The 13,639-nt window shown below is 61.2% G+C and carries 12 protein-coding genes and 1 pseudogene; 5 read left to right on the top strand and 8 right to left on the bottom strand.

What is annotated here, in order from left to right; all coding sequences use genetic code 11:
• Positions 1-7 precede the first annotated feature (7 nt).
• The 4 genes from UP06_RS10395 to UP06_RS10380 are packed head-to-tail and all read right to left on the bottom strand — an operon-like array spanning position 8 to position 4,229.
• Positions 8-1,189, bottom strand: a complete 1,182-nt coding sequence (locus UP06_RS10395) for an acyl-CoA dehydrogenase family protein (protein ID WP_045002449.1) — start codon at positions 1,187-1,189, stop codon at positions 8-10.
• 12 nt (positions 1,190-1,201) lie between these two features.
• Positions 1,202-1,939 (bottom strand): SDR family oxidoreductase, encoded by a 738-nt coding sequence (locus UP06_RS10390; protein ID WP_045002448.1) that lies wholly within the window; start codon positions 1,937-1,939, stop codon positions 1,202-1,204.
• Between the two features lie 45 nt (positions 1,940-1,984).
• Positions 1,985-3,538 carry a class I adenylate-forming enzyme family protein gene (locus UP06_RS10385; RefSeq protein ID WP_045002447.1) on the bottom strand — a complete coding sequence of 518 codons (1,554 nt, stop codon included), beginning with the start codon at positions 3,536-3,538 and terminating at the stop codon, positions 1,985-1,987.
• A 52-nt stretch (positions 3,539-3,590) separates the two neighbouring features.
• The gene (locus UP06_RS10380) at positions 3,591-4,229 is read right to left on the bottom strand and encodes a 2-hydroxychromene-2-carboxylate isomerase (protein ID WP_045002446.1); all 639 of its coding nucleotides are present in this window, start codon (positions 4,227-4,229) and stop codon (positions 3,591-3,593) included.
• Positions 4,230-4,436: 207 nt separating this feature from the next.
• On the opposite strand from UP06_RS10380, the gene UP06_RS10375 reads away from it, so the two are divergent.
• A complete protein-coding gene (locus UP06_RS10375; protein ID WP_045002445.1) occupies positions 4,437-4,937 on the top strand; it encodes a winged helix-turn-helix transcriptional regulator in 501 nt (166 codons plus the stop codon).
• 206 nt (positions 4,938-5,143) lie between these two features.
• On the opposite strand, the gene UP06_RS10370 is transcribed toward UP06_RS10375, so the two are convergent.
• Both UP06_RS10370 and UP06_RS10365 read right to left on the bottom strand, forming a co-directional pair.
• Positions 5,144-6,268 carry a metallophosphoesterase gene (locus UP06_RS10370; protein WP_045002614.1) on the bottom strand — a complete coding sequence of 375 codons (1,125 nt, stop codon included), beginning with the start codon at positions 6,266-6,268 and terminating at the stop codon, positions 5,144-5,146.
• A gap of 406 nt (positions 6,269-6,674) precedes the next feature.
• Positions 6,675-7,616 (bottom strand): annotated as a pseudogene (locus tag UP06_RS10365) (GlxA family transcriptional regulator); the annotation flags it as partial.
• Positions 7,617-8,123: 507 nt separating this feature from the next.
• Here UP06_RS10365 and UP06_RS10360 point away from each other — a divergent pair.
• The 4 genes from UP06_RS10360 to UP06_RS10345 all read left to right on the top strand — a co-directional run bounded on the left by UP06_RS10360 (position 8,124) and on the right by UP06_RS10345 (position 12,359).
• Positions 8,124-9,368 carry a hypothetical protein gene (locus UP06_RS10360; protein ID WP_045002444.1) on the top strand — a complete coding sequence of 415 codons (1,245 nt, stop codon included), beginning with the start codon at positions 8,124-8,126 and terminating at the stop codon, positions 9,366-9,368.
• A gap of 178 nt (positions 9,369-9,546) precedes the next feature.
• Positions 9,547-10,488, top strand: coding sequence for a D-2-hydroxyacid dehydrogenase family protein (locus UP06_RS10355; protein ID WP_045002443.1), 942 nt, complete (start codon positions 9,547-9,549; stop codon positions 10,486-10,488).
• A gap of 145 nt (positions 10,489-10,633) precedes the next feature.
• The gene (locus UP06_RS10350; RefSeq protein WP_045002442.1) at positions 10,634-11,617 is read left to right on the top strand and encodes a zinc-dependent alcohol dehydrogenase family protein; all 984 of its coding nucleotides are present in this window, start codon (positions 10,634-10,636) and stop codon (positions 11,615-11,617) included.
• A gap of 13 nt (positions 11,618-11,630) precedes the next feature.
• On the top strand, positions 11,631-12,359 hold the full coding sequence (locus UP06_RS10345; RefSeq protein ID WP_045002441.1) for an SDR family NAD(P)-dependent oxidoreductase: 729 nt from the start codon (positions 11,631-11,633) through the stop codon (positions 12,357-12,359).
• Positions 12,360-12,400: 41 nt separating this feature from the next.
• Here the strand turns inward: UP06_RS10345 and UP06_RS10340 are convergent, their stop codons facing one another.
• Entirely contained in the window at positions 12,401-12,802 is a 402-nt protein-coding gene (locus UP06_RS10340; protein ID WP_245305449.1) for a PaaI family thioesterase, read from the bottom strand.
• Positions 12,803-12,917: 115 nt separating this feature from the next.
• Complete coding sequence (locus UP06_RS10335) at positions 12,918-13,562, bottom strand: TetR/AcrR family transcriptional regulator (protein WP_245305451.1); 645 nt, start codon at positions 13,560-13,562, stop codon at positions 12,918-12,920.
• Positions 13,563-13,639 lie beyond the last annotated feature (77 nt).

Raw genomic sequence — 13,639 nt, 5'->3', positions numbered from 1 at the left:
GCTATTGCTAGAGACCGAGCACTGCTTTGGCGATGATGTTGCGCTGGATCTCGTTTGATCCGCCGTAGATGGAGAGCTTGCGCGCGTTGAGATATTTCTCCGCCGCGGTGTGGCCGTAGTCCGGACCGGGCATGAAATGGTTGGCGCTGACCGGATGCTCGCGGATCGCCAGGCCGTAATTGCCGATCGCGCGATGAGTCAATTCGGTGATGTTCTGAAAGATCTCGGTGCCACGGATCTTGAACAGCGAAGCCGCCGGCCCCGGATCGATGCCGCGCGCCATCTGCGCCACGACGCGAAGCTCGGTCGCTTCCAGCGCCAACACGTCGAGCTCGACACGGGTGATGTCCCTGATGAATTCCAGATGCGCCGGATCGTCTGCGCGAATCTCCGCCTTCACGATCTTCTTCAGTTTCTCGATATAGCGCGTCGAGCGGCCGATCCCGGCCATGCTGGTGCGCTCATTGCCGAGCAGGAGTTTGGCGTAGGTCCAGCCCTTATTCTCCTCGCCGATCAGGTTTTCGACGGGGACGCGGACGTTTTCGAGGAAGACGTCATTGACCTCATGGGAGCCGTCGATGGTGATGATCGGACGCACGGTGACGCCCGGCGACTTCATGTCGATCAGCAGGAACGAGATGCCGGATTGCGGTCTGGCCGCCGGATCGGTCCGTACCAGGCAGAAGATCCAGTCGGCGTGCTGGGCCAGCGTGGTCCAGGTCTTGTGGCCGTTTACGATGTAGTGATCACCGTCGCGCACCGCCTTGGTGCGGACGGTGGCGAGATCCGAGCCCGAACCCGGCTCGGAATAGCCCTGGCACCACCAGTCCTCGCCCGACAAGATACGCGGCAGGAATTTCTGCTTCTGCGCCTCATTGCCGAAGGTGTAGATCACCGGGCCGACCATGGTGACGCTGAACGCCAGAGGCGGCAGCGTGCCGGCACGGCTGGTCTCCTGCTCGAACACGAAACGGCGGGTGATCGACCAGCCGGGTCCGCCATATTCCTTGGGCCAGAGCGGCGCGATCCAGCCCTTCTTGTGCAGGATGCGATGCCACAGCAGCATCTGCTCCTTGGAGAGGTCGGTCTCCGGGTTGGGAACGCGCATCTCGGCCGGGTAGTTGTCCTTGATGAAGGCGCGGACTTCGCCGCGAAACGCCGCGTCTTCCGGGGATAGCGCGAGCTCCATGGGATGCGCTCCCTACCACTTCTCGCCGAAGGGACGGATCTCGAGCTCGAACGTCCAGGCGCTCTTGGGCTGCTGGTAGAGCTGCCAATAGGACGCGGCCACCGACGCGGGCGGCATCAACAGGTCCGGATTGTCGAGCGCATCGGGGCCGAGCGCTTCGAGCCGGCGCTGCCGCACCCATTCGGTATCGACGCCGGAGTCGATGATGAGGTGCGCGACATGGATGTTCTTCGGTCCGAGTTCGCGCGCCATCGCCTGCGCTACGGCCCGCAGGCCGAACTTGGCGCTGGCGAAGGCGGCGTAGCCGGAACCGCCGCGCAAGGACGCGGTCGCGCCGGTGAAGAAGATGTTGCCGCCGCCGCGCGGCAGCATCAGCCGCGCTGCCTCGCGCCCCGCAAGGAAGCCGGAATAACAGGCCATTTCCCAGACCTTGCGAAACACCCGCTCGGTGGTCTCGAGGATCGGAAAATTGACGTTGGCGCCGATGTTGAAGATGCAGACCTCGAGCGGCGCGTGCTTGTCGGCGTCGTTCAGGAAGGCGGTGATCTCCTCCTCCTTGCGCGCATCGAGCGAGCGGGCGTGGACCTCGCCGCCGGCGGCCTCGATGTCCGCAACCAGGGGCGCGAGCTTGTCGCCATTGCGGCGACCGGCGAAGACCGTAAAGCCTTCCGAGGCAAATTTCTTGGCAATTTCGCCGCCGATGAAGTCACCGGCGCCGATCACCGCAACCGTCCTGTTTCTCTTCTGCATGGGACTTCTCCAGCCTTGTGAGACGTTGAAGCGATCTCGCCCGCTTTAGCTGCGTAGCGATTCCGCCAGCTTGTGCTTCAGGAGCTTGCCGGTCGACGTGGCTGGCAGCGCGTCCATGAGGATGACCTCCGACGGCCGCTTATAGGACGTGAGCTCCGGCGCGACATGCGCCATCACGTCCTGCGCGGTGGCCGAGGAGCCCTTCAGGAGCTGGACAAAGGCCACGATCTCTTCATTGCCCATGACCGGCCGCCCGACCACGGCGCATTGCACCACGTCGGGATGGGTGCTGAGCACCGCCTCGATCTCGGCCGGATAGACGTTGAAGCCCGAACGGATGATCATTTCCTTGGTGCGGCCAACGATGAACATCGCATCGCCCTCGAAGCGCGCGAGATCTCCCGTGTTGAACCACCCGTCCGGGTCGATCGCCTTCGCCGTGAGGTCGGGCGCGCGATAATAGCCGCGCATGACGTTCGGTCCGCGGACATGCAGTTCGCCGATCTCACCGTTCGTCACGACGATGCCATCACGCGCCACGATCCTGGCTTCGATACCCGGCACGAGGACGCCGACCGAATTGTCGCTGCGCGGCGCCTCAGGCCGCACACCGGAAATTCCGGGCGAGCATTCAGTAATACCAAAGGCGTTGCCGAGCGGAAGACCAAGCTCCTTCTCGACCCTTGCCTTTAGCTCGAGGTCGAGCGGGGCGCCGGCGACGCTCATCAGGCGCAGCGCACCACGCTCAAGTTTCGGCAAGCCTGCCATCTGCTTGTATTCCAGCAGCCGTTGATAGGTGGCGGGCACGCCGTTCAGAAGCGTGATGCCTTCCTCGGCCAGCGCCTTGGCCAGCGCAGCGGGATTATATTTGGTGACCAGCCGGGTGACACCACCGACCATCAGCGTCATCGTCAGCAACGAGATACCGACAATATGCGAGATCGGCAGCACACAATACTGCACGTCGTCCGCCGTCATGCTGCGCAAATTCGCCGTGGTCCTCGCCGAAAACAGCAGGTTGCGATGCGAGAGCATGACGCCTTTCGGCGTTCCGGTCGTGCCGGAGGTGTAGATAAGGACCGCTACCTGACGTGTGCCGTCGGCCTCGACCGGCTCCGCCTGCGTGTCCTGGTTCAGGGCAGACACGCCGATGTCGTGGAGCGGCCCAACATCCTGCACCCGAGCCTCGTAACGCATCACGTGCGCGGCCGCCTCCTCGGAGACCTTTGCCGTGAAAAACATGCGCCGGGCGCCGCTGTGATCCCTGATCTGATCGAGCTCACGCGGCGACAGCCGCGGATTGGCGACAATCGCCCAGGCATCGAGGCGGCTTGCTGCGAACAGGAGGCAGGCGAGCGCGATCGAGTTCTCGCTGACGATCATCATGCGATCGCCGGCGCGGATGTCTAGCGCGCGCAGCGCCTCCGCCGTAGCACCAACCGCCCGATCGAGTTCGCGATAGGTCAGGCTGGCATTGTCTTCGATCAGCGCCGTCCGGTCGGGAGTGGCGGCAACATAGGGGTCCATGACCTCATGGATGCGCTGCGGCAACGCGTTCGTGATTTCGGCTGCAGCCTGCTGCCAGTTCGCCAATGACACCTCCCGTTGAAAGGCCCTTTGCGGGCTCGGTTCGTTCCATGCCTCCGCGCGGTCAGGCGCTCTTGCGCTGCGCCGAGCTCAATTGCGCAAGGATTTCGTCCTCGACATCGCGCAGACTGTCCTTGCCAAAGTAGATCTCGTTGCCAACGAAGAACGTTGGAGAGCCGAACGTGCCGCGCGCTACCGCGCTGCCTGTGTTCTCGATCAGCCTCTTCTTGACGTCGTCCTGCTGGGCACGAGCGATGATGCGATCGATGTCCAGCCCGGATGACAGGAACGCCTCGCGGAACACCTGCGGATCGTCCATCTTCTTCGGCTCGACCCACATGTGGTGATAGGCGGCACGGAAGTAGGGCTCGAACATCTCTTCGGACTCGGCCGCGACAACGCCGCGCATCAGCATCAGCGTATTCACCGGAAAGAACGGATTCGTCTTGAATTTGGTGATGCTGTGGCGGCGCAGGAAACGCTCGGTCTCGAGCGCATTATATTCCGGCTTGTTCTTGATGCCGCGCAGCGACTCCGCGGGCGACATGTTGCCGGTCGCCTTGTAGACGCCGCCGAGCAGCACCGGCACGTAGTCGAACCTGACTCCCGTTCGCTGCTCGATGGCAGGCAGCGCAAGCTCGGCGAGGTAGGCGTTGGGACTGCCGAAATCGAAGTGAAATTCGACCTTGAGCGGAGCTGCCATGGAACGCCCTTCCCTTCGATGGCGGCAATCGTTCGCCACCTGATTGATCGTGGCGCGAGTCCTAAAGTTCTATTTTAGAACTGTCAATATGATCATCATCATTCAATGCGCCCGTTTTCCGCGTAGAATGAGGCATCCTATTGAAATGTAGTGAGTTCTGATTTAGAATTTATTTTCTTAGATGCCGCAGATCGACTGGAGACGTTGATGAAATGGGATGCTCTCGAGGAGGAGCCGTGCTCGCTGGCCCGCACCGTGGCGGTCATCGGCGACCGCTGGAGCCTGCTCATCCTACGTGAATGTTTTCTTCGGATCCGCAGATTCGACGAGTTCCAGTCGTCGCTCGGCGTGACCCGGCACCTCTTGGCCGACCGGCTGAAGAAGCTCGTCCGCTTTGGCGTCCTTCGCAAAACTCCCTATCAGGACGCGCCCAAGCGCTACGAGTATATCCTGACGCAGAAGGGTCTCGATCTCTATCCGATCATCATGTCGATCGTGCACTGGGGCAATATCCACATGGTCGATTCGCGCGGACGGCCGTTGCTGCACGAACACAAGAACTGCCACAAGATGTTCGACCCCGTCATGGTCTGCTCCGAATGCGGTGAGCCTCTGACCGCGAAGGAGGTCCATGTTCATCCTGGCCCCGGCGCGCGAAAATCCTCACCTGCGCGTGCGAAGGCCGTCGAGAACGAGGCGAAACGATAGCCGACCGAATAAATGCATAAGCGGCCTGATAGATTTCGATGTAGCGACTGCTCTTCAGCGTGAGCAGGGCAGTGCCACTATTTCCATCAAGAGCACAGTCCTTGACTGCTTTCGCACCTTGTGCCGCTTAGCGTCTTCGTCGCCCTGATCACTCTTGCGGCGAGCACCTGAGGGACACGGCAGTGCCATCGCAGGCCCTCGCGCGATCAGGTGGCGCCCGGCTGGCGGAGCGTGATCCGCGTCAATTCGGAGGGGCGACCGAGTCGCAGCGCGAAGCCGGGCCACAGCGCGGTGCCGTTGTTCACGTAAAGCGTCATCCCGTCGACGTCGTAACGACCCGACACGTAGCCGGCGTTGGCGCGTGCGGCCAGCCGGTCGATGCCCAGAATCAGTCCTCCATGCGTGTGTCCGGACAGTTGCAGAGCCGCGCCGAGCTTCGCGGCGTTCCGTGCGTCGCTCGGCTGATGGTCGAGCAGGATGACAGGGACGCCTTTGGGGGCGCCTTCGAGGACGGCGGCTAGGTCTCGGACGAGATGTCTAGTGCGGCGCGACGCCCGGTCGGTAATGCCGGCGAGGACCAGATTGCTTCCGTCGCGATCGAGAACGATGTGCCTGTTCTCGAGCGAGAGCAGTCCCAATTCGGCGAAGTGCGCCATCCACGTGCTGTAGCCGAAGATGTATTCGTGATTGCCCGAGATCACGTAGACGCCGTCGGTCGCCTTCAAGTCCCGCAACGGCTCGATGTCGGCGCGTCGCGCATCGAGAGTGCCGTCGATCAGATCTCCCGTGATCGCGATCAAGTCGACGCCGAGTTTGTTCGATCGCTCGACGACGGCGCGCGCCCATGAAGCGGGAAACAGCCGGCTGATGTGCAGATCGGTCAGTTGCAGAATGGTGTACCCGTCGAACTGTCGCGGAAGTCCGTGGATACCGACTTCGATGTCCTTCAGCGGCGGAATCCGCATCGCCTGATGGACACCGACAGCGGCCGCGACGGCAGCCAACGCAGCCAATCCATAGCGGACGCCGTCGGGTGCGCTCACGATGTCCCCATGGATCAGAAGTCCGACCAGGAGTCCGACATCGAGCGCCAGTTGCAGCAGCGCCAGCAAGACGATCGCGCCGAACGCCCAGTTGAAGAGGACGACCACCGGGCGCGGAAACTCCGGAGAGAATGCCGAGCCCGACGAGAGCTTGCTCCACCGGTGAAACTGCAATGCGACCAACGCGAGCGCCGCCACCAAGATCTTGATCGAAAGCGGCAACTGCAGCGGCCAGATGAAGCGGGTCAGGATCAGCAGATAGGCCAGGCCGAATATGAGTTGGGGAATTGGTTCGCTCCGGATTTGATCGGTGCGGCTTTCGTACACGAAGCCCAGCGCCATCTCTACTCGAATTAGCTTCGGTCAGACCGCTTCCTCGGCTCGCTCGGGCCCGCAACCTTCCCGCTTGAGGTTCATGAGGTGACCGGTCGCCCGCGCATCGCGCAGCGCACGACTACCGAAAAATCGGATTGCCGCGGACATCGTGCGCATCGCCGACGGTGTCCTCGCTGAGCATTGGGATGTGCTGGAGGACGAAGCGACCCGGGCCGAGTCGCAAAGCGGATTGCCGATGCTCGGCGAGAAATTCCCGGAATGAAGGCGCATCGCCTTGCAGGATGGCGGGCTCCTGATCGACCATAAGATCGGCATCACGGAGCGCGGGCAGTGTGCCCGACGGAGCGTCGTGTCCCAGTTGCGCATCCGTCCGAGCCTGTCGTCGCATTGCCTGAGGTGGCAGGCCGAACACACGCACGAATGCCCGCCGCATTCTTTCTCGATCCGCAAAGCCCGTCTGCCGCGCGATGATCTCGATCGGATGCCGACTGTCCTCCAACATCAATCGGGCGGCCTCGAGACGGAGCTTTTCGATGGCCTTTGCCGGCGACTCGCCGGTCTCCGCCGCGAACGCACGAGTGAATTGACGGGGGCTCAGATGGGCCGCCTCCGCGAGCTTTTCCACCGTAAGCTCGGTATGGAGATTTTTCCTCGCGAATGCGAGTGCGCTTTGAATTCGGTCGGACTTCGGCTCGAGTTGGAGGAGCGCCGAGAACTGCGACTGTCCGCCTGAACGGCGATGATGGATCACCATTTTCTTCGCGACCGCTCGAGCGACGTCCGGACCGATATCGTTCTCGACCATCGCCAGTGCGAGATCCATCGTCGCCGTCATGCCCGCCGACGTCCATACCGATCCGTCGATGACGAATATCCGGTCTTCCTGCACCTTGACCTTCGGATAACGTCGCTGAAGTTCCGCCGTGTAGTCCCAATGCGTCGTCGCCTGCTTGCCGTCCAGAAGTCCTGCTTCGGCCAGCGTGAATGCACCGACGCACGTCGCGGCCACCCTGCGGGAAATCTCGGGAGCCTTTCGTAGGTACGTCAGCACTCCCTCGGACGGACTTAGCGACCGGTCCGTGCCGCCGCCGACAATAAGTGTGTCGAAGAGGGAATTGTCGAACGGCTCGGTCTCTACTACAAGCCCGGCCGTCGTCCTTATTGGTCCTCCGTTCTCCGAGATAAAATGAACGTCGTAGCGGCGTTCGCCAAACTCCGAGTTGGCGACCTCGAAGACCGACATTGCCGCGAAGCTCATCACGTGAAAACCTGGAAAGGTCACTACTCCTATTCGCTGCAAGCAAACCTCCCACTATCCGTGATAAGCATTACGTTGTTCGGGGATCGAGCAACCCGGCCTCTATGTAGGTCCGATCTCGGAATTGGCCACTGGCCAATTCCGGCACCAGACGGCAGCCCAGACGAGTGCCTGTTCCGGGAGAATGGCGTTGATTGGTCGGGCGCGTCTATTGGGCTGCGATTGTCTCCTCGCCTCGCGATATTGCCGGGATTCCTTGCGGCTCACTCAAACGGACTTTCAATGCCGCCCCAGACTTTGGAAGTTTTTAGCTTTGTCGGTTTGCATTCATAGAAAATATCGCTCGGCAATATGGCGTGTTTCGAATTTTTTCTGTCGAAAAGACCCCCTTCCAGGTACTTGCGGTTGCGCCGTCGCCTTGTCGAAACATGGGATGTCCCGAAACGTGGGCAAAACGTCGTTTGGCGCTCAGCTTTGATCGCCTAGCCTTAGCGCTTCTGAACCGCACTCCATCAAGCGTTTTCGGAAACGACGAGAGCACCTGGCGAAATGTTGGAGGTGAATGGCGAAATCGAAAGGATGGTCGAGCTGCTGGGGGCTGCCCGCACTGACATGGTCACCCAACTGGCCGCCGCCATGGCCATCATCCGAGATGCACCGCTTCGGGAACGGCTCGGCAAAATTGCCGGGGTCGATCCGGGTCAGGATTTCCTGATCGGCCAACTCAAGAACCAAAGCTGGCTCAAGGTCGGACGGCATGGGTACACCATCGATCGCAAGCGACAGACCGGATGGTCCGTCGTCGATCTTGATGAAGTGCTTCGGACACTACCGGAATTCGAAAAATCGCTGCAGGATTCGATGCAGCGAACATACGCCACGAGGGATGCGTACGGCATTCTTGAAGCTCTCTTCGAACCGAAGCCCATACAATCGCGATCGAATTTCCACGAGATCTTCGCGTGGGCTCCCCTGTTGGAACAGATGGCCTACAATGCAGCGATGCGCATCCTTCCGGTCCTCGACACGCTTCGATCGGTGGTGAGATTTGAATTGAGCGGGACGTCGGGAATCGGCGCAACGAGCCTGCGCGCATACTGGCAGCTTCTGCATGCACTGGGCCAACTTACCCTGGTCGCGTCAAGTAACGAGGCTCGGCCATGGCTTGCGGATATGGCCAATAGCTTCGTATGGGAAAGCTGGACACCAAGCTTTGTGCTCCTGAGAGAACGTACGTTCTGGCTTGCCGCCATCGCAGCGAGGTCGGCGGCCGCGTTCGGCGAATCCGTCGTGGAGGGCTATTTACGGAGATTGTCGCACGCCAGACACCCCATGATGGTTTTCGACGCACTCTTTGGGCTGACGGCAATAGGTTTGGCAAATCCACCGTCAAAGGCTGGGATCCTGGCCGAACTTGACAGCATGCGGGATGCAAATCTTGCACTTAGCGGGGATCACAGCGTCTATCTCATCTCTTATGAAAGCGCGGTTCGCGTCTTGTCCGGACCGTCAGTCGGACAGCGGGAGTTCCGCGAATTGCACTGGCGTGCAGGCAGCGCCGCGGGGATGGCGACACGCCCTGCCCTTATCGGTGACCCAACCGCGCTTTCCGCGTCCGGAGAGTATCTTGGGTTCTCCATGCTGCCCTTCGTTGCCGACAGCTCCCATGACGAGCATTTCCCGAAATTCCCGGCCCAGTCCGACAGGGAGATATCTCGCGGAAAAATCGCGGCCGCTTTTCGTCGTGCATGGGTCGCGGAGCCGACGTCTCCCACCCGACACCTCCTGAACTGACAGCGCCTCGGTTCCGCTCCCTTCGCACGAAGGCGCTCATGTCCTGGAAGGTGGGATAAATGGCGTTTCCCGCTTCGGCCGAACGATCTACTTGGTTGCCCGGACCAAGAGAGCTCCCGGACAAGCGACGCTCGAAGGCGCGAGTTCTCCGACCAGTTTCACGGAAGCGAGGCACGCAGTGAAGATCGCAATCCTGGATGATTACCAGAACGTCGCACTGAGCAGCGCCGACTGGTCCGCGGTCGCCAAAAGGGCGGACATCACCGTCTTCAACGATCATATCGACCAAGTCGACGCATTGGTCGCGAGACTCTTGCCCTTCGACGTGATTTGCGTCATGCGCGAGCGCACGCCCCTGCGCCGCGACATTATCGAGCGTCTGCCGCGGCTGAGGTTCATTGCCTCGACGGGCCCTCGCAACATTTCCATCGACATGGCCGCCGCACATGAGCGCGGCATTTTAGTCGCCAACACGGGCTACAGATCCACGCCGACAATCGAATTGACCTGGGCGCTGATCCTCGCCAGCGTCCGTCATCTCGTCGGAGAAAGCAACTCGATCCGGGCCGGCGGCTGGCAAACCTCGGTCGGCCATGAACTCGACGGCAGGATCCTTGGAGTATTAGGTCTCGGCAACGTCGGCGGACAGGTCGCGAGGATTGGCCGCGCGTTGGGCATGAAGATCATCGCCTGGAGCCAGAACTTGACCGCAGAAACGGCGGCAGCCGCGGGTGCCGATCTCGTGACCAAAGACGAACTCTTTCGGCGGGCCGATATCGTGACCATCCACCTCATCCTGAGCGAGCGCACCCGCGGTCTCGTCGGCGCTGCCGAGCTGGCGCTCATGAAAGCGACGGCGCGGTTGGTCAACACGTCGCGCGGCCCGATCGTCGACGAGCAAGCGCTCATCGAGGTCTTGCGCGCACGAGCTATCGCGGGGGCGGCGGTCGACGTCTTCGATACCGAGCCCTTGCCGGCCAGGCATCCGTTCCGATCCCTAGAGAACGTGCTGGCGACGCCGCATATCGGATTCGTCGCCGAAGACCTCTACCGGACTTTCTATGGCGACGCGGCGGCGGCGATCGGAGCCTGGATCGAGACGCAGGCGCCAAGCCCGTGAACATCGGAAGGAACGCCAGCAAGGATGCCGCAGGATTCCGTCGGCCTCGCCGTTGAGTCCTGCGTGTGTCCTGGAAGGTGGCAAAAATGGCGTTTCTCGATGCTGAGGGACGATTTACTTGGTTATCGATCCTGGGAGCAACCGCATGTCACGCAGCGTTCGATTTCACGAGTTCGGCGGTCCGGAGGTCCTGAAGATCGAAGATGTGACCATACCAGATCCAGGCCCCAAGGAGGTCCGCTTACAGATAAAGGCCTTCGGCCTGAATCGAAGCGAGGTCCTGACCCGATCCGGTAAAGCCGCAACGAAGGCACCATTGCCCGCGCAACTTGGTTTGGAGGCTGCGGGTCTGATCGAAGCGCTAGGATCGGAAGTGGACGGTCTTGCGGTCGGCGACAGGGTGGCAGTCATTCCCGGCGAGACTGGCCGCGGCTACTATGGCGAGGTTGCCCTCGCGCCCGCCAGGACACTCGTGAAAATACCGGACGATCAGAGTTGGCAGGAGGCGACAGCAACCTGGATGGCGTTCGGCACCGCCTGGACCGGGTTGATCAGTATCGCCGGCATCTCGGCGGGGCGGACAGTATTGATAACGGCAGCATCGAGCAGCACGGGTCTTGCTGCGATCCAAATCGCGCGAAAGGTGGGTGCGATCCCGATTGCACTCACCCGGACCTCCGCGAAGGCGGCGGCACTGCGCGAGGCGGGAGCCGCTCACGTCATCGCAACCGAGGAACAGGACCTCGTTGCGGAGGTGGCTCGGTTGACCGACGGCAAGGGCGCCGAGGTGGTGTTCGATGCAGTGGGTGGGGCAACCTTCGAGAAACTTGTCGAGGCGACGGCGATCGGGGGCTTGCTGGTCGCGTACGGTCGACTCAGTCCCGACGCGACCCCGTTGCCCCTCGCGCAGGTCTTGTGGAAGGATTTGACGGTCCGAGGGTTCGTTCTCCCGACCGCGATTGCGCGCGACGACAAGCTTGCAGCGCTTAAACAGTTCATCGGCGAAGGGCTTACGTCTGGCGCGCTGCGGCCGATCATCGCCAGAACATTCCCCTTTGATGAGATCGTGGCCGCCCATCGCTACGTCGAGACCGGGGCGCAGTTCGGCAAGGTGGTCGTGACCGTCTGAAGGAGCGACGAGAATGGGCAAGTTGCAGGGAAAGGTGGCCGTGGTGACCGGCGGGACCACGGGAATAGGTTTCGCTACAGCGAAGCGGTTCGTTGAAGAGGGCGCCTACGTCTTCATAACGGGCCGCCGCCAAAAGGAGCTCGACGAGGCTGTCAAGGCGATCGGCAGCAACGTTGCAAGCGTTCGCGGCGACGTCTCCAAACTTCCGGACCTCGATCGTCTCTGCGAGACCGTAAAGGCGAAAGGAAAGATCGATGTCCTGGTCGCCAATGCCGGGATCGGCGAATTCGCTCCCTTGGCAACCCTCACCGAGGAGCATTTCGACAAGCTTTTCGATCTCAACGTCAAGGGCACGCTGTTCACGGTGCAAAAGGCCTTGCCCCTGATGAACGACGGAGGATCAATCATTCTCATCGGCTCCGTCGCGAGCATCAAAGGCACAGCTTCCTTCGGTACCTACGGCGCGACCAAGGCGGCGGTTCGCAATTTTGTGCGAACCTGGACCGTGGAGTTGAAGGACCGTCGCATTCGCTCGAACGTGCTAAGCCCCGGTCCGATCAAGACGCCGTTGGTGGATCTACAGCCGCCGGAGGCCATCGCGAGGATACTGACCACCATTCCGATGGGACGCATGGGAGAGCCGGACGAAGTCGCCAAGGCGGCGGTGTTTCTGGCCTCGGACGATTCCAGTTTTGTCACGGGCATCGAACTCTTCGTCGATGGCGGTCGAGGTCAAGTTTGATCAGCGGAAGGGCGCCCGGAGGGGTGGCAAGTCAACACCTCTCAGGAACCCCCATCGCGCACGACATGGCAGGTGGTCGTCCCGTGGGCGAGAAGCCTACCCTTCGCGTCGAGCAATCTGCCCTCGCCGATGGCCATCTGTCGACCGACATGTAGCGTCTTGCCCTCCCCGCGGACGACCCCCGTATCGGCGGACATAGGTCTTGCGAAGTTTATCTTGTATTCGAGCGTGACGGACGAGAGGCCCGGCTCGAGCGATGTAACGATGGCCGCTGCCATGCAGGTATCGAGCAGGACGGCTGCATAACCGCCATGGACAAATCCCAAGGGATTGTAGTGCTCTGCCGTCGGTATCGCGGTTAGCACGACGAACCCAGGCTCAGCCGCTTCGATGTTGATATCGAAAAGCGCGAGCATCGCCGAACGCGCAATGGAGCCGTCCATGAGCGCTCTGAAGTACCTAAGACCAGAGAAAGCGGAAACGCCTTCGTTTGCGGTAGGATTCATATACTTGACCTGCAATTAGTTCGTGCTCATCACTCGCACGGGACCAGCCTGATTAGGGTTTCTTCCGCGGTTTAGAGCGCTGACTCGCACGCTCATCGAGAGACGCGAGCACGTCTCGCCGAGCGTTCTCCAAAATCTCGTTCGAAAACGTTGGCGCAGCCTGTGCGACAGACCGTGACAGGATGAGCGCACCCAGCATTTCGCAGTGCAGATTAATTGCCTGCTCGCGCAACGTCCCGCGCTCGCCTTGCGCAGCCAGAGATCCACTCTCCGCGATCAACCCGGCCAGGATCGTTATCTGATCGTCCAATCCGCCGGCGAAATGAGACTGCGCTGCGGCGCCCAAGCGAGGCGCATCGCCAACAAATCCGGCGACAGGGCACCCGTGGTCGATGTTGTCGCGATGGGCTTGCGACAGATACCAGTCTACGTAGCACCGAAGTGCAGTAGTTGACTCATCGACCGGGCCCCTCACGAATTTGGTGAACTCGGTATTCCCCTCAGCGATTGCCGAAGCAAGCACTTCGGCAACCAGGTCGGCCTTCGACTTGAAGTGGTTGTAGAAGCCACCTTGGGTGAAGCCAGCGTGCTTCATCAGTTCGCTCAGTCCGACAGCCTCCACTCCGCGCTCTCTGAATAGCAGCGTGGCCGCCGCGACAATCGCGCGGCGGTTTTCCGCAGCCTGTTCTCTCGACACGCCCAAAAGCTTGCTCCTCGATTCCTTGCCGCCACGCCCATTGACCTAATACATCACGATTGTGTTTACAATCGATT

Source organism: Bradyrhizobium sp. LTSP857 (assembly GCF_000938285.1).
In the GTDB taxonomy this organism is placed as follows: Bacteria; Pseudomonadota; Alphaproteobacteria; order Rhizobiales; family Xanthobacteraceae; genus Bradyrhizobium.
This window is presented reverse-complemented; position numbering and strand designations above follow the sequence as displayed.